This window comes from Bradyrhizobium sp. USDA 3262 (genome assembly GCF_054060035.1).
This window is the reverse complement of record NZ_JBSSCT010000001.1, coordinates 8,498,701-8,520,974: the sequence shown is the minus strand read 5'-3', so window position 1 is coordinate 8,520,974 and position 22,274 is coordinate 8,498,701. Positions and strand designations below refer to the sequence as shown.

20 protein-coding genes are annotated in these 22,274 nt (G+C 64.4%); 17 read left to right on the top strand and 3 right to left on the bottom strand.

The window, feature by feature from the left end; translation table 11 throughout:
• Nucleotides 1-24 precede the first annotated feature (24 nt).
• The 3 genes from ACVWYP_RS40335 to ACVWYP_RS40325 all read left to right on the top strand — a co-directional run bounded on the left by ACVWYP_RS40335 (nucleotide 25) and on the right by ACVWYP_RS40325 (nucleotide 2,463).
• Nucleotides 25-867, top strand: a complete 843-nt coding sequence (locus tag ACVWYP_RS40335; protein WP_304497161.1) for a shikimate dehydrogenase — start codon at nucleotides 25-27, stop codon at nucleotides 865-867.
• Nucleotides 868-984: 117 nt separating this feature from the next.
• Entirely contained in the window at nucleotides 985-1,563 is a 579-nt protein-coding gene (locus tag ACVWYP_RS40330) for a hypothetical protein (protein ID WP_304500400.1), read from the top strand.
• A 291-nt stretch (nucleotides 1,564-1,854) separates the two neighbouring features.
• Nucleotides 1,855-2,463, top strand: a complete 609-nt coding sequence (locus ACVWYP_RS40325) for a single stranded DNA-binding domain-containing protein (RefSeq protein WP_304497160.1) — start codon at nucleotides 1,855-1,857, stop codon at nucleotides 2,461-2,463.
• A 173-nt stretch (nucleotides 2,464-2,636) separates the two neighbouring features.
• On the opposite strand, the gene ACVWYP_RS40320 is transcribed toward ACVWYP_RS40325, so the two are convergent.
• The gene (locus tag ACVWYP_RS40320) at nucleotides 2,637-3,773 is read right to left on the bottom strand and encodes an alpha-hydroxy acid oxidase (protein WP_028340554.1); all 1,137 of its coding nucleotides are present in this window, start codon (nucleotides 3,771-3,773) and stop codon (nucleotides 2,637-2,639) included.
• 142 nt (nucleotides 3,774-3,915) lie between these two features.
• Between ACVWYP_RS40320 and ACVWYP_RS40315 the strand changes: the two genes are divergently transcribed.
• The 11 genes from ACVWYP_RS40315 to ACVWYP_RS40265 all read left to right on the top strand — a co-directional run bounded on the left by ACVWYP_RS40315 (nucleotide 3,916) and on the right by ACVWYP_RS40265 (nucleotide 15,724).
• Entirely contained in the window at nucleotides 3,916-4,089 is a 174-nt protein-coding gene (locus ACVWYP_RS40315) for a hypothetical protein (protein WP_304497159.1), read from the top strand.
• A gap of 216 nt (nucleotides 4,090-4,305) precedes the next feature.
• Nucleotides 4,306-5,652 carry a phosphoglucosamine mutase gene (gene glmM / locus ACVWYP_RS40310; protein ID WP_016846677.1) on the top strand — a complete coding sequence of 449 codons (1,347 nt, stop codon included), beginning with the start codon at nucleotides 4,306-4,308 and terminating at the stop codon, nucleotides 5,650-5,652.
• A 302-nt stretch (nucleotides 5,653-5,954) separates the two neighbouring features.
• Nucleotides 5,955-7,205, top strand: a complete 1,251-nt coding sequence (locus ACVWYP_RS40305) for an MFS transporter (RefSeq protein WP_304497158.1) — start codon at nucleotides 5,955-5,957, stop codon at nucleotides 7,203-7,205.
• 301 nt (nucleotides 7,206-7,506) lie between these two features.
• Nucleotides 7,507-8,352 (top strand): outer membrane protein, encoded by an 846-nt coding sequence (locus ACVWYP_RS40300; protein WP_304497157.1) that lies wholly within the window; start codon nucleotides 7,507-7,509, stop codon nucleotides 8,350-8,352.
• Between the two features lie 180 nt (nucleotides 8,353-8,532).
• On the top strand, nucleotides 8,533-9,384 hold the full coding sequence (locus ACVWYP_RS40295; RefSeq protein WP_304497156.1) for an outer membrane protein: 852 nt from the start codon (nucleotides 8,533-8,535) through the stop codon (nucleotides 9,382-9,384).
• A 71-nt stretch (nucleotides 9,385-9,455) separates the two neighbouring features.
• On the top strand, nucleotides 9,456-10,046 hold the full coding sequence (locus ACVWYP_RS40290) for a glutathione S-transferase family protein (protein ID WP_050382781.1): 591 nt from the start codon (nucleotides 9,456-9,458) through the stop codon (nucleotides 10,044-10,046).
• A gap of 18 nt (nucleotides 10,047-10,064) precedes the next feature.
• Nucleotides 10,065-10,535 carry a GNAT family N-acetyltransferase gene (locus tag ACVWYP_RS40285; RefSeq protein WP_304500399.1) on the top strand — a complete coding sequence of 157 codons (471 nt, stop codon included), beginning with the start codon at nucleotides 10,065-10,067 and terminating at the stop codon, nucleotides 10,533-10,535.
• Between the two features lie 168 nt (nucleotides 10,536-10,703).
• Nucleotides 10,704-10,916, top strand: coding sequence for a hypothetical protein (locus tag ACVWYP_RS40280; RefSeq protein ID WP_028340548.1), 213 nt, complete (start codon nucleotides 10,704-10,706; stop codon nucleotides 10,914-10,916).
• 78 nt (nucleotides 10,917-10,994) lie between these two features.
• Nucleotides 10,995-12,167, top strand: coding sequence for a phosphoserine transaminase (locus ACVWYP_RS40275; protein WP_304497155.1), 1,173 nt, complete (start codon nucleotides 10,995-10,997; stop codon nucleotides 12,165-12,167).
• Between the two features lie 210 nt (nucleotides 12,168-12,377).
• Entirely contained in the window at nucleotides 12,378-13,967 is a 1,590-nt protein-coding gene (serA, locus tag ACVWYP_RS40270; protein WP_028333510.1) for a phosphoglycerate dehydrogenase, read from the top strand.
• A 584-nt stretch (nucleotides 13,968-14,551) separates the two neighbouring features.
• Nucleotides 14,552-15,724 carry a thiolase family protein gene (locus tag ACVWYP_RS40265; protein ID WP_016846668.1) on the top strand — a complete coding sequence of 391 codons (1,173 nt, stop codon included), beginning with the start codon at nucleotides 14,552-14,554 and terminating at the stop codon, nucleotides 15,722-15,724.
• A 73-nt stretch (nucleotides 15,725-15,797) separates the two neighbouring features.
• Here the strand turns inward: ACVWYP_RS40265 and ACVWYP_RS40260 are convergent, their stop codons facing one another.
• Nucleotides 15,798-16,256 (bottom strand): MarR family winged helix-turn-helix transcriptional regulator, encoded by a 459-nt coding sequence (locus ACVWYP_RS40260; protein WP_304497154.1) that lies wholly within the window; start codon nucleotides 16,254-16,256, stop codon nucleotides 15,798-15,800.
• An 82-nt stretch (nucleotides 16,257-16,338) separates the two neighbouring features.
• Between ACVWYP_RS40260 and ACVWYP_RS40255 the strand changes: the two genes are divergently transcribed.
• The 3 genes from ACVWYP_RS40255 (at nucleotide 16,339) to ACVWYP_RS40245 (ending at nucleotide 20,629) form a co-directional block, all read left to right on the top strand.
• Nucleotides 16,339-17,772 (top strand): MFS transporter, encoded by a 1,434-nt coding sequence (locus tag ACVWYP_RS40255; RefSeq protein ID WP_453945867.1) that lies wholly within the window; start codon nucleotides 16,339-16,341, stop codon nucleotides 17,770-17,772.
• Nucleotides 17,773-17,950: 178 nt separating this feature from the next.
• On the top strand, nucleotides 17,951-19,624 hold the full coding sequence (locus tag ACVWYP_RS40250) for a mucoidy inhibitor MuiA family protein (protein WP_304497151.1): 1,674 nt from the start codon (nucleotides 17,951-17,953) through the stop codon (nucleotides 19,622-19,624).
• A 168-nt stretch (nucleotides 19,625-19,792) separates the two neighbouring features.
• A complete protein-coding gene (locus tag ACVWYP_RS40245) occupies nucleotides 19,793-20,629 on the top strand; it encodes an enoyl-CoA hydratase-related protein (RefSeq protein ID WP_304497150.1) in 837 nt (278 codons plus the stop codon).
• A 228-nt stretch (nucleotides 20,630-20,857) separates the two neighbouring features.
• Here the strand turns inward: ACVWYP_RS40245 and ACVWYP_RS40240 are convergent, their stop codons facing one another.
• Nucleotides 20,858-22,210, bottom strand: coding sequence for an esterase-like activity of phytase family protein (locus tag ACVWYP_RS40240; protein ID WP_304497149.1), 1,353 nt, complete (start codon nucleotides 22,208-22,210; stop codon nucleotides 20,858-20,860).
• Nucleotides 22,211-22,274 lie beyond the last annotated feature (64 nt).

Sequence of the window (22,274 nt, the reverse complement as noted above, 5' to 3'; positions counted from 1 at the left end):
CCTGCCTTGGCCGATGTCACAATCATGACGTCCTCAAGCAAAACCCGCGCCGCGTGCCTGATCGGCTGGCCCGCCGCGCATTCCCGCTCGCCGCTGATCCATCATTACTGGCTGCGCACGCTCGGCATCGAGGGCGGCTATGTGATCGAGGCGGTGCCGCCGGAGGATTTCAAGGATTTCCTGTTCCGCCTGTCGCTGCGCGGCTTCGTCGGCGCCAATGTCACCATTCCGCACAAGGAGCGCGCGCTGGCGCTGTCGGCACCGGACGAGCGCGCCCGTGCCGTCGGCGCCGCCAACACCTTGTGGTTCGCCGATGGCGAGTTGCGCTCGACCAACACCGATGTCGAAGGCTTCATCAACAATCTCGACGCCTGCGCGCGGGGCTGGGACAAGACCGAAGACGCGCTGGTGCTCGGCGCCGGCGGCGCGGCGCGTGCGGTGGTGTTCGGCCTGATCGAGCGCGGCATCGCGCGCGTGCATCTCGTCAACCGCAGCATCGATCGAGCCCGCGCGCTGGCCGGGCAATTCGGCGCGCGGGTTCATCCCGCGACCTGGGACAAGGTTGATGGGCTGCTGCCGCGCGCCGGCCTGCTGGTGAATACCACCTCGCTCGGCATGCATGGTCAGCCCGCGCTCGAGGTCGATGTCGGTCTGCTGCCGCAGGGCGCGGTTGTCTCCGACCTCGTCTATGTACCGCTGGTGACGCCGCTGCTTGCGGCGGCAGAGGCACGTGGTCTGAAGACCGCTGATGGACTGGGCATGCTGCTGCATCAGGCGGTGCGCGGTTTCGAATTGTGGTTCGGGCGGCGTCCGCAGGTCACGCCGGAACTGCGTGCGCTTGTTGAGGCCGATCTCACAAAGACTTGAGGCCTGGAATAGCATCTCCGGAACGGGGTCTGGTGTTAGTCCCCCAGCGTTCCCTCCCGGAGATCAGTTATGCCTGCCAGCCGTTCCCATCTCATTCGGCCGTTCATTGCGCTCGCGATGGTGACGGTGTCCACACTCTACGCGCTCGCGCAGCAGCCGCCGACGCCGACGCGGGTGCGTGGAACCGTCGAGAGCGTCGACGGCGATACGCTCGCGGTGAAGTCGCGCAGCGGCGAGGACGTCAAGCTGCACATGGCAGGCAACATGGTGGTGCTCGGTCTCACCAAGGTCGCGCTGTCCGACATCAAGGTCGGTTCCTTCATCGGCACGACCACCGTGCCCGGCCCCGACGGCACGCCGAAGGCGGTCGAGGTGCATGTCTTCCCGGAGAACATGCGCGGCACCGGCGAAGGGTCGCGGCCCTACGATCTGAAGCCGAACAGCAGCATGACCAATGCGACCGTCGCGCAATCCGTCGTCGGCAATGACGGCCACACATTGCTGGTCAAATACAAGGACGGCGAGAAGAAGGTGGAGGTCGCACCCGATACACCGGTCGTGACCTATGTTCCCGGCGACAGGGCGGACCTGAAGGCCGGCGCCAAGGTCATCGCTTTCATGAAGAAACTGCCGGACGGCTCGATTGAGACCGATCGCGTCAGCGTCGGCCGCGACGGGCTTACGCCGCCGATGTGACGCACAATGTCATCCCGGGGCGATGCGAAGCGTCGAACCCCAATGCGCAATTGCGCATTGGGGATCTCGAGATTCCGAGTCTGGTCCTTCGGACCATCCCGGAATGACGATCTGAACGGGCTACATCAGAACACGCGAGCGCATCACCTGTCCGTTATCGCAGTAACGGCACCCTCGTCCGGTCCGTAATTGCCATGCGAGTCACCTCTCCCGCGAAGGAGATGTGGCCGCACGGAATACCTCCAATTCCCCGGTGTTCCTTAATCCGCCAGCCAACCCATGAGGGACACCATGCCGAAATCGCAGCTGTTCGCCGCATTGCTTCTCGTTGCCTTTGCCTCGGCTGCATCCGCGCAGCAGCCGCCGACGGTGCGCATTCGCGGCACCATCGAGGCCGTCGACGGCGCCATGCTGTCGATCAAATCGCGCGACGGCGCCGACATGAAGGTGCGGACCACCGACAACGTCGCGGTGTTCGGCGTCGCCAAGACCGATCTGTCGGAGATCAAGCCCGGTTCCTACATCGGCGTCACCGCGATGCCCGAGCCCGACGGAACGCAGAAGGCGATCGCGGTTCACATCTTCCCGGAGAACCAGCGCGGCGCCGCCGAAGGCTTCCGCCCCTGGGACCTGCGCGCCAACTCGACCATGACCAATGCCACCGTCGCCGAGACCGTGAAGGGCACCGATGGCCAGAACATCACGGTGAAGTACAAGGACGGCGAGAAGAAAGTCGTTGTGCCGCCGGGCACCCCGGTCGTCACCTTCGCCACCGGCGACAAGTCGGAGCTGAAGCCAGGCGCCAAGATCATCATCTTCGGCGCGGTGAAGAAGGACGACGGCACACTGGAAGCCAACCGCGTCAATGTCGGCCGCGACGGGATCGCACCGCCGATGTGAGGCGAAGCGCACCTCTCTCAACACGTCGTCCCGGCGAACGCCGGGACCCATAACCACCGATGGTGGTTTGTTGAGAGGGCTGGGGGCACAGCCGTGTTCTAGTCTCGTACGGCTGTGGGTATAGGTCCCGGCTTTCGCCGGGACGACGCTTGTGGACGGGATGGCGCCGGCGGCTAAACCGCCAGCACGTGATCGTCGATCTCGGCGATGGTGTTGACGCCGCACAGCCCCATCGTGGTGGTGAGCTCCTTGCCCAGGATATCGATCGCCTTGGCGACGCCTTCCTGGCCGCCGGCGCCGAGGCCATAGGCATAGGCGCGGCCGATCATGCAGGACTTCGCGCCGAGCGCGAGCGCCCGCATCACGTCCATGCCGGTGCGGATGCCGCCGTCGAACATGATCTCGAGCTTCGAGCCGACCTCGTCGACGATCTCCGGCAGCACCTCGATCGAAGACGGTGCGCCGTCGAGCTGGCGGCCGCCATGGTTGGAGACCACGATCGCCTGCGCGCCGGTCTTGGCGGCAAGCTCGGCGTCCTCGACATCGAGAATCCCTTTGAGGATCAGCTTGCCCGGCCAGATGCTGCGGATCCAGTCGATGTCCTTCCAGCTCAGCGAGGTGTCGAACTGCGAGGCGGTCCATTCCGACAGTTTCGTCAGATCCTCGGTGCCTTTGACGTGGCCGGCAATGTTGCCGAAGGTGCGGCGCTTGCCTTGCAGCACGCCTGACACCCAGGCGGGCTTGGTCGCGAAGTCGATCAGCTTCGACAGCGACCATTCCGGCGGCACCGTCATGCCGTTCTTGATGTCCTGGTGGCGCTGGCCGATCACCTGCAGGTCGACGGTCAACACCAGCGCCGAGCATTTCGCGGCGATCGCGCGCTCGATCAGTGACTTGATGAAGCCGCGGTCCTTCATGACGTAGAGCTGGAACCAGAACGGCTTGTCGACGGCGGCCGCGATGTCCTCGATCGAGCAGATCGACATCGTGCTCTGGGTGAAGGGAATGCCGGCCGCCTGCGCGGCGCGGCAGGCATAGATCTCGCCGTCGCCATGCTGCATGCCGAGCAGGCCGACCGGCGCCAGGATCAGCGGCATTGCGGCCGGCTCGCCGAGGATCGTGGTCGCCAGGGTGCGCTTGGACACATCGACCAGGATGCGCTGGCGGAACTTGATCTGCTGCAGATCTTCCGAATTCGCGCGCAGCGTGTCCTCGGTGTAGGAGCCGCGGTCCGCATAATCGAAAAACGCCTTCGGCACCCGGCGCTTGTGCAGCTGGCGCAGATCTTCGATGCAGGTAATGTGCTTCATGGACGGTCCCGGCCCTTCTTCTGTGTCGCAAGTTCGATGTCGCGAGCCTTGTTTTAAGCGGCAAGTCTTGCGGGTGTTCGATCTTGCCGTCATCTAGCATGGATGGGGGGCCTGCCAAATCGAAGACGGATGGGAGAGCGCGATGATCCAATCAGGCTCCAAGCCGAAAGCAGACGAGAACGCCGAGAAGCGCCGGCTCGACGAGGCCCTGGAGGAGGGGCTGGAGGAGACGTTTCCCGGTTCCGACCCCGTCAATGTCACCCAGCCGGCCCCCAGCAAGGGCGACCAGCACGTCAAGCGCAGCGGCAAAGGGTAGGGGACAGGGTTCGTTTCCCAGGTTGCTGAAAGAGCAATAATGTTATATCTTTCAGTGCGTTAATGTCGAAGCGCGGGGTTTGGCCCCGGTAATGATTCATCATATTTTTTGAAGTCATTTTAGTGCCTGGCAGTCTATAAGGCCGATGCACGCTAGACTGGTAGGCGTTCGGGACTCTCTCGCCGGGTGGTTCGAGAGGTCCGTGTTGGGGGTTACATGAGCCGCAAATATTTCGGGACCGATGGAATTCGGGGCCGCGCCAATGGACTGATCACGCCGGAGCTCGCGCTCAAGGTGGGGCAGGCCGCAGGGTTGGTGTTTCAGCGTGGCGACCATCGCCATCGCGTCGTGATCGGCAAGGACACGCGGCTGTCCGGCTACATGATCGAATACGCCATGGTCGCGGGTTTCACCTCGGTCGGTATGGACGTGCTGCTGGTCGGCCCGATGCCGACCCCTGCGATCGCGATGCTCACCAAGTCGATGCGCGCCGATCTCGGCGTCATGATCTCGGCGTCGCATAATCTGTTCGAGGACAACGGCATCAAGCTGTTCGGCCCGCAGGGCTTCAAGCTGTCCGACGATGTCGAGAAGCAGATCGAGCAGCTGCTCGACGAATCGCTCGACCGCCGCCTGGCGCAGAGCGCGAGCCTCGGCCGCGCCCGCCGCATCGACGGCGTCCATGACCGCTACATCGAATTCGCCAAGCGCACGCTGCCGCGCGATCTCTCGCTCGACGGCCTGCGCGTCGTGGTCGATTGCGCCAACGGCGCCGCCTACAAGGTGGTGCCGGAAGCGCTGTGGGAGCTCGGCGCCGACGTGGTGCCGATCGGGGTCGAACCCGACGGCTTCAACATCAACAAGGAATGCGGCTCCACCTCGCCGGAAGCGCTGTCGCGGAAGGTGCGCGAGATGCGCGCCGACATCGGCATTGCGCTCGACGGCGATGCCGATCGCGTCATCCTGGTCGACGAGCGCGGCCACATCGTCGACGGCGACCAGCTGCTCGCGGTGATCGCGCAGAGCTGGAAGGAAGAAGGGCGCCTCGCCAAGCCCGGCATCGTCACGACCGTGATGTCCAATCTCGGGCTGGAGCGCTTCCTGCAGGGTCTCGGGCTGCAGATGGTCCGCACGCCGGTCGGCGATCGCTATGTGCTCGAGCAGATGCTGAGCGGCGGCTACAATCTCGGCGGCGAGCCGTCGGGCCATATCATCATGTCGGACTATTCGACGACCGGCGACGGTTTCGTCGCGGCGCTGCAGGTGTTGGCCGTGGTGCAGAAGCTGCGCCGCCCGGTGTCGGAGATCTGCCGGCGTTTCGATCCATTGCCGCAAATCCTGAAGAACGTGCGCTATCGCAGCGGCAAGCCGCTCGATGACGCCGAGGTCAAATCCGCGATCACCGACGGCGAGAAGCGCCTCAACGGCCATGGCCGTCTCTTGATCCGTCCTTCCGGCACCGAGCCGGTGATCCGCGTGATGGGCGAGGGCGACGATCGCATCCTGGTGGAAGAGGTCGTCGACAACATCGTCAGCGCGCTCGGCCACGCCGCCGCGGCTTAAGCCTCGTCAGCTCGTGATCCGTCATCCTGAGGCGCGCACCTTTGCGCGCGTCTCGAAGGATGCACGGCCCGTTGTCGCAATGTGGCGAGCGCCGGGCCGTCGACCCTTCGAGACGCGCGGAGCCTGTCATCGGGCCGCGCTTTGCGCGGACCCGTTGGCGCTCCTCAGGGTGACGGGGATAGAGTTTGGCCGCGGGCTGGCCACACAGCGCATCGCTGCCATCGGCTAACGCAACTGGTTTGCCTCACCTCCGCGTCGTACGACACGGAGGTATTTTTGCGAATCTGTCCGGGAATGCTGCATTGAACAAACCCGTCGTGAGCAAACAGGCGCTGGGCGAGCCGGTGCCGGTGCCGGAGCTGACGGCCGCGAAGGTCGCCGCCGCTGCGGGGCCGGCCTATGTCGTGCTTGCCGGCATCAGCTTCTCGCACTTCCTCAACGACACGATGCAGTCGCTGATCGCTTCGGTCTATCCGATCCTGAAGGACAATTACGCGCTCGACTTCGCTCAGATCGGCATGATCACGCTGGCGTTCCAGTTCACGGCGTCGCTGCTGCAGCCGCTGGTCGGGCATTTCACCGACAAGAAGGCGCAGCCGTTCTCGCTTGCGATCGGCATGGGCTTCACCTTCTTCGGGCTGTTGCTGCTCAGCGTTGCGCACACCTATGGGGTGATCCTGATCGCGGCTTCGCTGGTCGGCCTCGGCTCCGCGGTGTTCCATCCGGAATCGTCGCGCATCGCGCGGCTGGCGTCAGGCGGACGTTACGGTTTCGCGCAATCGGTGTTCCAGCTCGGCGGCAGTTTCGGTACCTCGATGGGGCCGGTGCTCGCAGCACTGATCGTGGTGCCGTTCGGCCAGCCCTCGATCGCCTGGTTCTCCTCGATCGCGTTCCTTGCCATCGTGATCCTCTGGCGCATCGGCGTCTGGTACAAGCCGCAGATATCGGGCAAGAGGGCGGCCGCCGTCGCGCGGCATCCCGACCATCCGGATCAGCGACGCGTGAGGGTCGCGCTCATCGTGCTGGTCGCGCTGCTGTTCTCCAAGCAGCTCTATGTCTCGAGCCTGTCGAGCTATTACATCTTCTATCTGATCGATCGGTTCGGCGTCTCGACACAGGCGGCGCAACTCTATCTGTTCGTCTTCCTTGCCGCCAACGCCGCGGGCGCGTTCATCGGCGGTCCGCTCGGCGACCGCTTCGGCCGCAAATACGTGATCTGGTTCTCGATCCTCGGCGCGCTGCCGTTCACGCTGGCGCTGCCCTATGCCGGCCTGTTCGCGAGCGCCGTGCTGACGGTCGTGATCGGTTTGATCATCTCGTCGGCGACGTCGGCGATCATCGTGTTCGCGCAGGAATTGATGCCGCATCGCTTCGGCATGATCTCCGGCGTGTTCTTCGGCGTCGCGTTCGGGATCGGCGGTCTCGGCGCCGCCGTGCTCGGCAAGCTCGCCGACCACACCTCGATCGCCTTCGTCTATCAGCTGTGCGCCTTCCTGCCGGCGATCGGCCTGCTCGCGGTGTTCCTGCCGAAGATGCCGCAGGCTGTGCGCTGAACGCACGGCCGCGGACGCGACGCCCGCGTTAAGCATTCGCTAACACACGCGGCTTGCGCGCCCTGCGAACGGCGCGCATGCGTCAACGCTTCATTAGCACTTGTGGCGAGATCGCGATGTTTCGCTGTCTCCTGCGCCATTTTGATGGACCTATCAGCGATAGCCGCAGAAATAGGTGAGAGAAAATCAACCTTAAAAATTAGGGTTAAGTGCCGCTTAAACATTTCCTGCCATCGTCCGGCCGTGAGTTTCAGACGTGGGGCTTTCGTGTCGCCTCACTTGGCCCAAAAGGACGAAGCCAATGCGTAGCGTAAAGACCCTGATTGCCGCCGGCGCGGCATCTCTGTTGTCCACGGCGGCGTTCGCCGCCGACATGCCCATCATGCCGCCACCTCCGATGGCGTATGCTCCTCCGCCGGTCCAGGATTTCGGCGGCTGGTACCTGCGCGGCGACATCGGCATGACCAGCAGCAAAGGCAGGCTGCACGTCAACGCGTATGACACGCTGCCCGCCGGCGCGCTCACCCAGGTTGGCCATGGCTTCGACGGCGGCACGCTCTACGGCATCGGCGTCGGCTATCAGTTCAACAGCTGGTTCCGCGCGGACATCACCGGTGAGTACCGCTCGAAGGTGAGCTTCAACGGCACCGACTTCGTGACCTTTCCCACCAACTCGATCGCCGATGCCTATCATGGCGGTTTCCAGAGCTGGGTCGGCCTCGTGAACGTCTACGCCGATCTCGGCACCTGGTGGTGCTTGACGCCGTTCATCGGCGCCGGTGTCGGTGCCGCGACGATCAAGACCTCGGCCTTCTCCGACGTCACCACGTTCCCGGGAGCGTCCGGTTTCACCGGTTCCTTCGCCGCCGACGGCGCGACCAAGACCAACCTCGCCTGGGCAGTGCATGCCGGTGTCGCCTACAAGGTCACCAACAACTTCACGGTCGAACTGGCTTACCGCTATCTCGACATGGGCACCGCGGGGCAGGGCAACGGTCGCTCGTTCGACGGCAGCAATGCTGGTCCGTCGTCGTTCCAGTTCCGGGATATCACGTCGCAGGACGTCAAGCTCGGCGTGCGCTTCGCCCTGCCTTGCTGCGACGTGCCGCCTCCGCCGCCGCCGCCCCCGCTGATCCGCAAGGGTTAATTTCGAGCCTCCACGGTTAACGATTGCAACGGCGCGGGACCATCCCGCGCCGTTTTTCTTTGCCGCGTCATGTCGCCAACTTCTGCAACTTGCGTGCTCGAAAACCGGCGGCGACAACGATTGGTTAAGGTTAACAGGCGATGATCAACGCGAAATCGGTGCGGTGGATGGAGCGTTGCAATGCGTAGGTTCGTGCTGGCGGCGATGATGATGGGAGCGGTGACCGGCGCACAGGCGGCCGACATGCCCGATTTCCTTCGCGGCAGTCTGCCCGCTTCCAGCGCGCCGACCAGAAACTGGGACGGCTGGTATGTCGGCGGCCAGGTCGGCCAGACATGGATCAACACCGACTTCGGCGGGAGTGTCGCGTCCTTGACCAACTCCATCTTCCGCAACACCACGCTGCAGGCGCCGACGTCGCAATTCAACTTGCTTGGCCGGGTCAATGCGCAAAGCTCGGGCTTCGGAGCGTTTGTCGGGCGCAACTGGCAGTATGACGACGTCGTGGTGGGTGTCGAAGCAAACTATACCTATTGGTCTGGGCTTACGACCACGACCTTCGGAAGTCTGGGGCCGATTCAGGTCGCTCAGCCAACCCTGGTCCTGCCACCCGGCGCCACTGCGGCAGACAGCGTGTCGTTGAATGGAAGCGCTGCGCTGAAGCTCAAGGATGAGATGACGTTCCGCGGACGCGCGGGTTGGGCAACCGGTGACTTTCTGCCGTACATCTTCGGCGGTCTTGCCGTCGGCCGAATGGACGTTGCGCGCACTGTCACGAGCTCTGTGAACCGGACGATCAATTTCGCTGATGGAAGTTCGACCAGCTTTGCCCTACCGCAGTTTTCCCAGACCGTGACGGATGCGAAGACGAACAACTACGTTGCCGGCTGGACCGCTGGTCTCGGCTTGGAATACATGTTGTGGAACTGTGTTTTCGTGCGAGGCGAGTGGGAATACGTCAAGTTCACGCCGGTCAAGAACACGTCGGTCACGCAAAACAGCGTGCGTGCTGCAATCGGCTACAAGTTCTGACCCACGCCACTCGGCTTGACACCGCAATCTGCGGCTGATCGGATATCGCTCCGCAAGCGGAGCAATCTCACATGAAAATCTACGGCGACGCCAATTCAGGCAACTGCCTGAAGGTGAAATGGGTGTGCGACAGGCTGGCGCTGCCGTACACATGGGTCGAGATCGACACCATGAAGGGCGGCAGCCGGACCGCGGAATTCCTCAAGCGAAACGGCTGGGGCCAGGTGCCGACGGTGGAGCTGGACGACGGCCGCACGCTCGCGCAATCCAACGCCATCATCCGCTATCTCGCGCGCGGCAGCGACCTGATCCCGAGCGATCCCTATCGCGCGGCGCAGATGGATGCCTGGATGTTCTGGGAGCAGAACAGCCACGAGCCTTATGTGGCCGTCTGCCGCTTTCAGGCCGTGTATCTCGGCAAGGCCATCTCGGAGATCGATCCGAACCTCGTCAAGCGCGGCTATGTCGCGCTCGATCATCTGGAGCGGCATCTGGCGGGCACGCAATTTTTGGTCGGAGAAGCGTTCTCGCTCGCCGACGTCTCGCTGCTCGCCTATACCCGTGTCGCGGAGGATGGCGGCCTCGAGCTCGCGCGCTATCCCGTGATCCGTCGCTGGATCGCCGACGCCGAGCGCGTGCTCGCGCTGCCGCCGGTCCGCTGACCTCAGGTGAAGGCCGCCATGACTGAAGCTTCATCAATCACGATCCGCCGTGCTCGCCGCGAAGACGTCGCCGCCATCGTCGGCATGCTTGCGGACGATCCGCTCGGCAGTGCGCGCGAGCGGATCGCAGACCCGTTGCCGCAAAGCTATTACGAGGCCTTCGCGCGGGTCGAGCGCGATCCCAGTTTGCAACTCGTCGTCGCCGTCGACGGGGAGGGCGTCGTCGTCGGCTGTCTGCAGCTTGCGGTTCTGCCGGGCATCAGCTCGCAGGGTGGCTCGCGCGGCCTGCTCGAGGACGTTCGCGTTGCTAAACATTGCCGCAGCCGCGGCATCGGCGAGAAGCTGGTGCAATGGGCAGTCACCGAGGCGCGCGCGCGAGGCTGCATGCTCGTCGAATTGCTGACGCATCAGACGCGGGTCGATGCGCAGCGCTTCTATGAACGGCTTGGGTTCGCACGCAGCCATGTCGGGATGACGATTCGTTTTTGAAACGCGCGCAAGAAGTTGCGCCATCTACCGGGCAATACCTGCGGCAGCGGATAGTCTGCGATCCGGTTAATAGCCAATAAACTAAGCCGACCTCCGTGATTTTACGGGTCGGAACGAGTCCGGTATGTCGGACGTCTCCCACGGGGCGGCGGGCAACTGGGGATTGGAATGTCGGATTATTCGATCGTGCGGGTCGGCAACGAGTACATCGTGCAGGCCGGCGAGAAGAGCATTCTGAAAGTATCGAGCCGGCGCAGGGCGGTTAAGATCATGACTCTGGCGGCAGATTTGCTCGATCAGGAGACGATCCAGCAGGTCGAGGACGCCCCATCAATCAGCCGTGATGCCCGGATTGTTCCAGATGAGTCCGAACTTTCTTGACGTTTGGGTACCTTTCCACTATCCCCGACCGCGGGAAACCTCTCCCCACCGAGAGGCAGCTATCTGGAAGGGTAGATTATGACTGCAGCGAAGCCCGCTTCGCGGCCCGATGTGCCGCATTTTTCCTCCGGCCCCTGTGCCAAGCGCCCCGGCTGGAACCCCAACAATCTCAAGGACGCCGCCCTCGGCCGCTCGCATCGTGCGAAAGTCGGCAAGGCCAAGCTCAAGCTCGCGATCGAACTGACGCGCGAGGTGCTTGAGGTGCCTGGCGATTACAAGATCGGCATCGTGCCGGCGTCGGATACCGGCGCGGTCGAAATGGCGCTGTGGTCGCTGCTTGGCGCGCGGCCCGTCACCACGCTCGCCTGGGAATCCTTCGGCGAGGGCTGGGTCAGCGACATCGTCAAGGAATTGAAGCTGAAGGACGTCACCAAGCTCAACGCGGCTTATGGTGAAATCCCCGATCTCTCCAAGGTCGATCCGAAGTCGGATATCGTCTTCACCTGGAACGGCACCACCTCGGGTGTGCGCGTGCCGAACGCTGACTGGATCAGCGCGGATCGCGAAGGCCTGACGATTTGCGACGCGACCTCGGCCGCCTTCGCGCAGCCGCTCGATTTCGCCAAGCTCGATGTCGTCACCTTCTCCTGGCAGAAGGCGCTTGGCGGTGAAGCCGCGCACGGCATGCTGATCCTGTCGCCGCGCGCGGTGGAACGGCTCGAGACCTACAAGCCGGCCTGGCCGCTGCCGAAGATCTTCCGCCTCACCAAGGGCGGCAAGCTCAACCAGGGCATCTTCGAGGGCGAGACCATCAACACGCCGTCGATGCTCTGCGTCGAGGACTATCTCGATGCGTTGAACTGGGCGAAGTCGATCGGCGGCCTGAAGGCGCTGATCGCCCGCGCCGATGCCAACACCAAGGCGCTCGCCGACTGGAAGGCGAAGACGCCGTGGATCGACTTCCTGGCCAAGGATCCGGCGATCCGCTCCAACACCTCGGTGTGCCTGAAGTTCACCGATCCCGCGATCACCTCGCTTCCATCAGACGCACAGGCCGACTTCTGCAAGAAGCTGGTCGCGCTGGTGGAGAAGGAGAACGCCGGCTTCGACTTCGCGTATTACCGCGACGCGCCGGCGGGTTTGCGGATCTGGTGCGGCGCCACCGTCGAGGCCAGGGATGTCGAGCTGCTGACGCAGTGGATCGACTGGGCGTTTGCCGAGACCAAGGCAGCGTTGCCCAAGGCGGCTTAAGTTTTCTCTTGTCACCTCTCCCCGTTCTTACGGGGAGAGGTCGGATCGCGCAGCGATCCGGGTGAGGGGCCCTCTCGGCTTGTTCCTCGCCCGTGGCTGCCGCTCACCCCAACTCTCTCCCCGCAAGAGCGGGGAGAGGGAGAAGTGATCAGAGACTTCACCACATCGGTCCAGGAGACCCGCCCGCCGCAGGGCAAAGGAACAATCGAAATGACAAAACCCAAAGTTCTGATTTCCGACGCGCTGTCTCCCGCCGCTGTGCAGATCTTCAAGGATCGCGGCGTCGAGGTCGACTTCCAGCCCAACCTCGGTAAGGACAAGGAAAAACTCGCCGAGATCATCGGCAATTACGACGGCCTCGCGATCCGCTCGGCCACCAAGGCGACCGCCAAGCTCATCGAGAAGGCGACGAGGCTGAAGGTGATCGGCCGCGCCGGCATCGGCGTCGACAATGTCGAGATTCCGGCCGCGACCGCCAAGGGCATCATCGTGATGAACACGCCGTTCGGCAATTCGATCACGACCGCCGAGCATGCCATCACCCTGATGCTGGCGCTGGCGCGCGAGATCCCGCAGGCCGACGCCTCGACCCAGGCCGGCAAGTGGGAGAAGAACCGCTTCATGGGCGTCGAGATCACCGCCAAGACCCTTGGCGTGATTGGCTGCGGCAATATCGGCACGATCGTCGCCGACCGCGCGCTCGGCCTGCGCATGAAGGTGATCGCGTTCGATCCGTTCCTGTCGCCGGAGCGCGCCAAGGACATCGGCGTCGAGAAGGTCGAGCTCGACGATCTCTTGAAGCGCGCCGATTTCATCACGCTGCACACGCCGCTGACCGAGAAGACCCGCAACGTGATCGATGCGGCCGCGATCGCCAAGATGAAGAAGGGCGTGCGCATCATCAACTGCGCGCGCGGCGGCCTGGTCGACGAGCAGGCGCTGGTCGATGCGCTGAATTCCAAGCACGTCGCGGGCGCCGCCTTCGACGTGTTCGTCGAGGAGCCGGCGACCTCGAACGTGCTGTTCGGCCATCCCAACGTGATCTGCACCCCGCATCTCGGCGCCTCCACCACCGAAGCGCAGGAAAACGTCGCGCTGCAGGTCGCCGAGCAGATGTCGGACTATCTGTTGTCGGGCGCGATCTCCAATGCGGTCAACTTCCCCTCGATCACCGCGGAAGAGGCGCCGAAGCTGAAGCCGTTCATCGAGCTTGCCGAGAAGCTCGGCTCGTTCGCCGGCCAGCTCACCGAGAGCGGCATCCTCAAGACAGAGATCACCTATGAGGGCCACGTCGCCGAGATGAAGATCAAGGCGATCACCTCGGCGGTGCTGTCGGGCCTGCTGCGGCCGATGCTGGGCGAGGTCAACGTCGTCTCGGCGCCGGTCGTCGCCAAGGAGCGCGGCATGGTGGTGGACGAGGTCGTCCGCGCCGCGCAGAGCGACTATGAAAGCCTGATCACGGTCACCGTCACCACCGAGCGTCAGGAGCGTTCGGTGTCCGGCACCGTGTACGCCGACGGCAAGCCGCGTCTCGTCGACATCAAGGGCATCCGCGTCGACGCCGAGTTCGGCAAGTCGATGATCTACGTGACCAACGAGGACAAGCCGGGCTTCATCGGCGCGTTCGCGAGCCTCTTGGGTGATGCGAAAATCAATATCGCGACCTTCCATCTCGGCCGCGTCAAGCAAGGCGGCGACGCCATTGCGCTGGTCGAGGTCGACGGCGCGGTGCCGGCGGAGCTGCTAGCCAAGGTACAGACGCTGCCGCAGGTGAAGCAGGCCAAGGCACTGACGTTCTAGTTCGCGATCCGGCGGCTTGTCCGCACTCTCGATCTACCTCTCCCGCTTGCCGGGTCGAGACGAGCGAAGCTCGCTCTTAGGTCGGGTCGCATCGAAAGATGCGATCCGGGTGGGGGTTCTCTCCTCACAAGGATTCTCGACTGCGGAAATACCCAACCCTCCTCCGCAAGCGCAGGGTATCGCATTTCGTGGCGGTGCCCTCGTGGCCATCCTTCGAGACGCCCGCCTTCGGCGGGCTCCTCAGGATGAGGTCTTGTTTTTGCGGCACAATAGTAGACCCTCATGGTGAGGAGCGCCGCTTGCGGCGCGTCTCGAACCACGAGGCCAAGCATTTGCGCGGTCGCCAAGGGGCATATGCGATAGCCCTGCCCGCAAGCGGGAGAGGGGGCAAAGCGAGTTCGTGGTCACGACCTGATTTCGCTCAAGCAGTCCATATTCCGATCTGCGGAACATGACGCCGTCTCCGGCCCGGGAGGCGGCGTTTGTCGTTCCGGGACGTCTGGTATTCCTGTTGCAGCGCCCAAAATATGTGTACGAAGGCGTGAAGACGCGCCACTATCCGGCGATCTCAGAGGGAGAAAACAATGCGTGAAGCCGTAATCGTTTCCTACGCGCGCACCGGCCTGGCAAAGTCCGGCCGTGGCGGATTCAACATCACCCCGCCGATGTCGCTCGCCGCGCACGCCATCAAGCACGCGGTCGACCGCGCCGGCGTCGACAAGGAATATGTCGAGGATTGCTATCTCGGCAATTGCGCGCATGGCGCGCCGAACATCGGCCGCCAGGCGGCGCTGCTCGCCGGCCTGCCGAAATCGACCGCGGGCGTCTCCGTGAACCGCTTCTGCTCGTCGGGCCTGCAGACCATCGCGATGGCCGCCAACTCGATCCGTTCCGACGGCTCCGATTGCATCGTCGCCGGCGGTGTCGAGAGCATCTCGATTCCCGGCGGCGGTTCGCCGAAGGAATCGATCGATCCCGAGCTGCTCAAGACCGCGCCCGACATCTTCATGGCGATGATCGATACCGCCGACATCGTCGCCGAGCGCTACAAGCTCAGCCGCGAATACCAGGACGAGTATTCGCTGGAGTCGCAGCGCCGCATGGCGGCCGCGCAGCAGGCCAACAAGTTCAAGGACGAAATCGTCCCGATGAAGACCAAGATGAAGGTGGTCGACAAGGCGACCAAGGCCGAGTCGATCGTCGACTACGTGGTCGATCGCGACGAGTGCAACCGTCCGGAGACGACGCTGGAGGGGCTCGCCAAGCTCGAGCCGGTGAAGGGCCCGGGCAAGTTCGTCACCGCCGGCAATGCCAGCCAGCTCTCGGACGGCGCCGCCGCCGTGGTGCTGATGGAAGCCAAGGACGCCGAGAAGCGCGGCCTCAACCCGCTCGGCCGCTTCGTGGCCTGGGCCTCGGCCGGCTGCGAGCCTGACGAGATGGGCATCGGCCCGGTCTTCGCGGTGCCGAAGCTCCTGAAGCGCCACGGCCTGAAGATCGACGACATCGATCTCTGGGAGCTCAACGAGGCGTTCGCCAGCCAGTGCCTCTATTCGCGCGACCAGCTCGGCATCGATCCCGAGAAGTACAACGTCAATGGCGGCTCGATCGCGATCGGCCATCCCTTCGGCATGACCGGCGCCCGGCTCACCGGCCACCTGCTGCAGGAAGGCCGTCGCCGCAAGGCCAAGTGGGGCGTCGTGACCATGTGCATCGGCGGCGGCCAGGGCGGCGCCGGCCTGTTCGAGATCTACAGCTAAGCGCGATCGACACTGATCGTGTGCGAATGAGCGGCCTGGCGGCAACGCCGGGCCGCTTTTCTATTGGAGCCGGCTAGCTCGCCGGTGAGGTGAGCCCGCGCTCGTCAAACTTGAGCAAGGCAATCAGTTCGAGCGTCTGTCTGAGATCGGCGGCCTGCCTTGCGCCAAAGGCGGTCTCGAAACGTTCCTGCGCCTTGAGCCATGCGGCCTGCGACTCCTCGAGCCTGGCTTCGCCGCGCTTGGTGAGCCGCACCAGCCGGCTGCGCCGGTCGTTCTTGTCGACGGTGATGGTCAACAGACCGTCGCGCTCGAGCGGCTTGAGGTTGTGGTTGAGCGCGGTACGGTCGAGCACCAGGGCTGCGGCAAGCTCGCCCATCGTCGGCGCGCCCGACCGCCTGACATAGACCAGAATCGCCCGTTGCGTGCCGCGCAGGCCGGATGTCGCAAGGACCTGATCGTAGAGCTGCGACACCCGCCGCGTCGCCTTGCGCAACGCCGTGAGATTACACCGGCCGGGTTCCGTTTTCGTCATCGCTGCCTCCAATGGACTTGACAGATACATGCATATGCACCTAATGGCAATAGATGCATATGCACGTATTTGGGAGAGTGTGATGTCGGAGGTAGAGGCGGAGACCATCGATCTGGTCGTCGAACCTGATGCGCGGCCGCGGTCCCGCGTCGCAACCGCAACCCCGCGCCAGGTGCTGGCGATCGTGTCGGTCGGAATTTGCCTCGCCAATCTCGATTTGTTCATCGTCAATGTCGGGCTGCCGAACATCGCGCAGGAATTTCGCGGCGCCTCGCTTGAGGATCTGTCCTGGATCTTGAACGCCTATGCGATCGCCTATGCCGCGTTGCTGGTGTTCTTCGGCAGGCTCGCCGAACGCCACAGCCGCAACCTCAGCTTCCTGCTCGGCGTCGCGCTGTTCACGGCCGCGTCGGCGGCATGTGCTCTTTCGTCCAGTGTCGAGTTCCTGGTCGTCTCCCGCGTGGCGCAGGCGGCCGGTGCGGCATTGATGACGCCGACCTCGATCGGCCTGCTGCTGGCATCATTTCCGCCCGAGCAGCGCGCCGGGGCGGTGCGTACCTGGACGGCGATCGGCGGCCTTGCCGCCGCACTGGGTCCGCTCGCCGGAGGCGTCCTGGTCACCTTCGACTGGCGCTGGATCTTCATCGTCAATGTCCCGATCGGCGTCGTCGCACTGATCATCGGCTGGCTGAAATTGCCCGAAGTGCCCGGCCACGACGTGCCGCGTCCGAGTTCATGGGCGGCGCTGCTGGTGACCTCCGGTATTGGTGCCCTGACATTTGCGATCGTGAAGGCGAACGATTGGGGATGGAGTTCGCGCGGCGTCGTGCTCGGCCTTGCCGTCGCGACCGTCTCGCTCGCCGCCTTCGCGTGGCATTGCCTCAGATCGAGAAATCCCTTCGTCGATCCTGCACTGTTCGCGGTCAGGCCGTTCACCGGCGCGTCGCTGGTGATGGCGCCTTATTCGGCGGCCTTCGGCGCCATGCTGCTGTCCTGCGCCTTGTGGGAGCAGACGGTATGGGGCTGGTCGGCGTTGAAGACCGGCCTTGCGATCGCCCCCGGACCGCTGATGGTGCCGATCACCTCGCTGTTGTTTGCCGGCCGGCTGATTGCGCGGTTTGGCGCCGCAGCCGTCGTCTCCGCCGGAATCGTGCTGTTCGCGGCCGGCCTCGCGATCTGGGCGACGCTGCTCGGGGCCGAACCCAATGCGCCTGCCATCGTCGCGGGCGTGATGCTGATCGGTATCGGCGTCGGGCTGACCTTTCCGACCCTGATGGGCGTCGGCGCCGGCGCGCTGCCGCCGTCGTCGTTTGCCACCGGCTCCGGCGTCATCAACATGATCCGGCAGGCGGCACTGGCGATCGGCGTCGCGATCTTTGTCGCGATCCTTGCAACGCCGGTCTCGATGCCGGAGCGGATCGCGGCGTTTCAGCGCGGCTGGTGGATCATGATCGCGATCACCTTGGCCGGCTTCGTGCCCAATTATCTGTTCATCCGGCGCAAGGCGGATCGCTAAAGCCCGAAAGACATCGCCGCGCCATGCGGCAGCCGCGGCGGCGCCATCGTCGCGCCGCAGGGAAACCTCAATCGAACCAGTCCCTTCCTCGCTGCGTCTCACCACGAGAAACGGCGCGCAGTCGAGCCCGGCGCGCCGTTCGTCTCGCGCGCGATGCGGCGTTTTCCAGAGGGATGTCATGTGTAGGATTGCGAATTATCTTGTGACCACCAGCCTGGTGCTGGCGGGGGCGCTGGTTGCCGGGCCGCTGCATGCGGCCAATCTCGATGCAGCCTCGCAGATCGACGCCGTGACCGTCTATCCCGATGGCGCGAGCGTCACCCGCGTCATCACGCTGAACCTGCCTGCCGGCGACAACACGCTCATCGCCAGGGATTTTCCAATGGGGCTCGATCCGTCCTCGCTGCGGGTCGAGGGCGAGGGCGGAGCGAACCTCACGATCGGGGCGATCGATACAAAGCTGCCGCAGCCCTTGCTGCCGCCAAATCTTTCCGAGATCGACAGGCGCATCGAGGCGCTTAACGATCAGCGCGCCGATTTGCAGGGACTGATCAGCGCGGCCGAGGCGCGGCGCAAATTCGCCGAGCGCTTTGCCGAAACGTCGCCTGCGGGCCTCGGCGAGAAGGGCGAGGCGCGTCCGCTCAGCGAGTGGCGCGCGGCGTTCTCGGCGGTGGCCGACGAGGTCGCAACCGCCGACAGCGCGATCCGTGACGCCGAGCGCAAGATCCGCGTGATCGACCGCGATCTTGCGCAGCTCGCAGCCGATCGCTCGAGCAAGCCGCCGAGCAAGGTCGAGGTGCGGATCGACGTCGCCTCGCAGGCGGGGACCAAGGCGACCTTGCGGGTCACCTATGCGGTTCCCAACGCGCGCTGGACGCCGCTCTATGACGCCCGACTGGACACCGGTGCCAAGGACCGCAAGCCCGCGATCGAACTGGTGCGCCGCGCCGAGATCACCCAGTCGACCGGCGAGGACTGGTCGAACGTGGCGCTCGTCGTCTCCACCGTGCGCGTCGCGCGCGGCGGCAATGCGCCCGATCTCCGTTCGCTGATCGTGCAATATCCGCAGCCGCCGCGGCCGCTGGCGAAGCTCTCGGGAGAGGCCAGCATGCGGGCGCGCGAGGCCCTGGCACCCGCGCCGGCCGCCGACGCGGTTCAGCAATTCCGCTTTGGCGGCGGACGCGCGGACGAACTGGAAGCCACCGCCGAGGTCGGCGCCTTCCAGGCCACCTTCAGGATCCCCGGCCGCGTCAGCGTTGCCGCCAATGAGGGCGCCAAGAGCCTGCGCATCTCGACGGCGACGATCACGCCCGATCTCGTGGTTCGCGCCGTTCCGGTGATCGATCCGACCGCGTTCCTGGAAGCGAGCTTCGTGCAGGCCGACGATGCGCCGCTGCTGCCGGGGCAGGTCTCGATCTACCGCGACGGCATCTTTGTCGGCCGCAGCCGGATGGCCACCGCCGCCAAGGACGAGACCGTGCGGCTCGGTTTCGGCGCCGACGACAAGGTCAAGATCGAACGCACGGTGGTGAAGCGCAACGAGGGCTCCGCGGGCCTGATCGTGACCACGTCGAAGACCGACGAGCGCGCCTTCAAGACTGCGGTGCGCAACGGCCACGACTTCCCGATCAAGGTCGCGATCCAGGATCAGCTCCCGGTCAGCGAGAACGACGATATCGTGGTCGAGATGCTGCCGTCGTCGACGCCTGCGACGACCACCAATCTGCGCGACAAGCGCGGCGTGCTGGAATGGGCGTTCGAGGCCAAGGCCGGCGAAGTCCGTGACATCAATTTCGCCTGGCGGATGCGCTGGCCCAAGGACAAGGGCGTCGTGATGGTGCCGGCGGGCTAGAGCCCGTGCCGGGCTCTAGCGTTGTTGCTTGACGCGTTTTCTTCACGCGAGCCGGAACCCACTTCGCTTGAAAACGCTATGAGGACCTGCGTCATCTGCCGATGACATCTCTCCCGATCTCGGGCATCACTTTGCCAAAGGCAACAAGGCCTGAGATCGGGAGGATCCATGAGCTACCAGCACATCATCATCGATGATCCGCGTCCGCGCGTCCGCCGCATCACGCTGAACCGCCCCGAGAAGCGCAACGCGCTGAACAACCGCCTGCGCGGCGAGATCTTCGAGGTGCTGGAGCAGACCGACCGCGATCCCGGGATTTCGATCTCGATCCTGCGCGGCGCGGGCCCCTGTTTCTCGGCGGGCTACGATCTCTCCGCCGACAACCGCGTCGACCAGCCCTATCATTCGGCATCCGGCCCCGGCCAGTGGTCGCGCCATGTCGTCGAGGGCTGGTTCTCGATCTGGGACCTCGCAAAGCCTGTCATCGCGCAGGTGCACGGCTACTGCCTCGCCGGCGGCACCGAGCTCGCGACCGCCTGCGACGTGGTCTACGTCGCCGACGACGCCCAGATCGGTTATCCGCCGGTGCGGCTGATGAGCCCGCCCGACATGCAGTATCACCCTTGGCTGGTCGGCATGCGCCGCGCCATGGAATTGATGCTCACGGGCGACGCGATGTCCGGCCGCGAGGCCGCCGAATGGGGCTATGCGACCCGGTCGTTTCCGCTCGCCGAACTGGAGGCGAAGACGCTGGATTTCGCCGAGCGCGCGGCCAAGGTGCCGATCGAGCTGCAGCAGCTCAACAAGCGCAGCGTCCACCGCGCGATGGAAATCATGGGCGCCCGCGCCGCGATGCGCGCCGGCACCGAGATCCAGGCGCTGGCCTTCACCACCGAGGCCAGCAAGGCCTACATGGCGGGCTTCCGCCGCGACGGCGGCAGCGTGAAGGCCCAGCTCGACCAGCGCGACACGACGTTCGGGGATTACCGGACGAAGAAGGAGTGAGGATCACGCAAGCCGCGCGCGGAGCTGTATCACCGGCACCCTGAGGAGGCCGCAAAGCGGCCGTCTGGGATGAGCATCACGCTACCCGCATATTCGATGTCATGCCCCGCCTTGAGCGGGGCATCCAGTACGCCGCGGCTTGTCCGTTGAGCTCGGGCGCCTCTGCAATACTGGGTCGCCCGGTCGAGCCGGGCGACGACACTGTTGTGGGTGACGAGAGCAATCGTCTCACTTCGCCTTCAGGAAGTCGCCGACCTGCAGCAGCACGAACTCGTCGTCATCGGCCTTGTTCGGGTCGCGGCTCGAGGAGAACGGCAGGTTGTTGTCGTTGCCGACGATGATGTGGGTCTCGTCGACCCGGTCGACATTCTCGATCGTGAAGAACGGGAAAGTGTAGACGCCATCGTTGAGCGGCTTGCGCGCCTTTTTGTTGGGATCGCGGATCTTCATCAAGTCGATATAGGCGATCTTGCGCACCGGCTTGCCGACATTGGCATCGGACAACTCGATCTTGTAGACGCGCTTGAACTTGGCGAGATCAGGGAAACAGTTCTCGCCGCGCTGGCCTTGCGGGCAAGCCTTGTCGGCAGTGCCTTCGCCATTGTCGCGTTCGATCACGAGGCCCTGGGCCGGATCGATCATGTTGAAGTCGCCGATCGCATTGCCGTTCTGCTCGAACACATACTGCCAGTAGCGTCCGGTGAACTTCTCCGCCGCGACGTCGAATTCCAGGATGCGCGAGGCTTCCTTGCCGTCGACCTTCTCCCAATCCTTCTTGTCGGCATCCCACAGCGGGCCCTCGAGCAGGCCGTAGAGGAACTTGCCGTCCTTCGAGGAAGCAAAACCTTCATAGCCCTTGGAGCGGCGCAGGTTGACGTTGGTGTAGGAGGCGCCGGGCGCGCCGGGTGACTGCACCGCCCAGTGATCCGGCGAGCGCACCGGCTTGCCGTCCGCGACCGTCTCGAACACGGCGAGGATCTTGCCGGTCTTGTCGGCCTTGAGGACGTACGGCCCGAACTCGTCGCCGATCCAGAAAATGTCGTTGATGATCTGGAAGCCTTCGGTGTCGAAATCGGCACCGGTCAAATAGCGCTTGGCTGTGTCCTCATGCACGATGCGGAACGGCACCTTCCTGTCGGGATCGTGCAGGAACACGGTCTCCTGACGCTCGATCTTGCCGCTCGCCCAATCGATCTTGTGCCGGTTCAGGTACAGCATCGAGTCCGCCGAGTTGTAGCGCGAGCCCATGCCGTTGTCGGTGATCACCCAGAACGAGCCGTCGGGCATCACCTTGATGCCGGAATGGCCTTGCAGCGGCTGGCCCTTGAACGGCAGCGACACGCCGGTCGGCCGCTCGTAGGACTTGCCCATCACGGTGCCGATGGCGTCGACGCGCCTGCCGGTGGTGTACTTGCCCGAGGTCTTCAGATCATCAGGGGCGTCGGCGGGCGCGTCGATGAAGCTCTCCGCCGGCATCACGGCATGTCCTGCCAGCGTCGCCGGGAATTCGCCCTCACTCTGCGCGAACGCCGATGTGGCGAGCAGGATCGAGGCGACGGAGCAGAGCAGGGACAGGCGCATGGTTGATCTCCCAAAGGATAAACGATGCGGTGTTCTCCGAGCCGCCTGTTACAGCCGGCTGACA

Coding starts and splice junctions, on each gene's coding strand:
- ACVWYP_RS40335 (WP_304497161.1), top strand. CDS start 25: ATGACGTCCTCAAGCAAAACCCGCGCCGCGTGCCTGATCGGCTGGCCC.
- ACVWYP_RS40330 (WP_304500400.1), top strand. CDS start 985: ATGGTGACGGTGTCCACACTCTACGCGCTCGCGCAGCAGCCGCCGACG.
- ACVWYP_RS40325 (WP_304497160.1), top strand. CDS start 1,855: ATGCCGAAATCGCAGCTGTTCGCCGCATTGCTTCTCGTTGCCTTTGCC.
- ACVWYP_RS40320 (WP_028340554.1), bottom strand. CDS start 3,773: ATGAAGCACATTACCTGCATCGAAGATCTGCGCCAGCTGCACAAGCGC.
- ACVWYP_RS40315 (WP_304497159.1), top strand. CDS start 3,916: ATGATCCAATCAGGCTCCAAGCCGAAAGCAGACGAGAACGCCGAGAAG.
- glmM (WP_016846677.1), top strand. CDS start 4,306: ATGAGCCGCAAATATTTCGGGACCGATGGAATTCGGGGCCGCGCCAAT.
- ACVWYP_RS40300 (WP_304497157.1), top strand. CDS start 7,507: ATGCGTAGCGTAAAGACCCTGATTGCCGCCGGCGCGGCATCTCTGTTG.
- ACVWYP_RS40295 (WP_304497156.1), top strand. CDS start 8,533: ATGCGTAGGTTCGTGCTGGCGGCGATGATGATGGGAGCGGTGACCGGC.
- ACVWYP_RS40290 (WP_050382781.1), top strand. CDS start 9,456: ATGAAAATCTACGGCGACGCCAATTCAGGCAACTGCCTGAAGGTGAAA.
- ACVWYP_RS40285 (WP_304500399.1), top strand. CDS start 10,065: ATGACTGAAGCTTCATCAATCACGATCCGCCGTGCTCGCCGCGAAGAC.
- ACVWYP_RS40280 (WP_028340548.1), top strand. CDS start 10,704: ATGTCGGATTATTCGATCGTGCGGGTCGGCAACGAGTACATCGTGCAG.
- ACVWYP_RS40275 (WP_304497155.1), top strand. CDS start 10,995: ATGACTGCAGCGAAGCCCGCTTCGCGGCCCGATGTGCCGCATTTTTCC.
- serA (WP_028333510.1), top strand. CDS start 12,378: ATGACAAAACCCAAAGTTCTGATTTCCGACGCGCTGTCTCCCGCCGCT.
- ACVWYP_RS40265 (WP_016846668.1), top strand. CDS start 14,552: ATGCGTGAAGCCGTAATCGTTTCCTACGCGCGCACCGGCCTGGCAAAG.
- ACVWYP_RS40260 (WP_304497154.1), bottom strand. CDS start 16,256: ATGACGAAAACGGAACCCGGCCGGTGTAATCTCACGGCGTTGCGCAAG.
- ACVWYP_RS40255 (WP_453945867.1), top strand. CDS start 16,339: ATGTCGGAGGTAGAGGCGGAGACCATCGATCTGGTCGTCGAACCTGAT.
- ACVWYP_RS40250 (WP_304497151.1), top strand. CDS start 17,951: ATGTGTAGGATTGCGAATTATCTTGTGACCACCAGCCTGGTGCTGGCG.
- ACVWYP_RS40245 (WP_304497150.1), top strand. CDS start 19,793: ATGAGCTACCAGCACATCATCATCGATGATCCGCGTCCGCGCGTCCGC.
- ACVWYP_RS40240 (WP_304497149.1), bottom strand. CDS start 22,210: ATGCGCCTGTCCCTGCTCTGCTCCGTCGCCTCGATCCTGCTCGCCACA.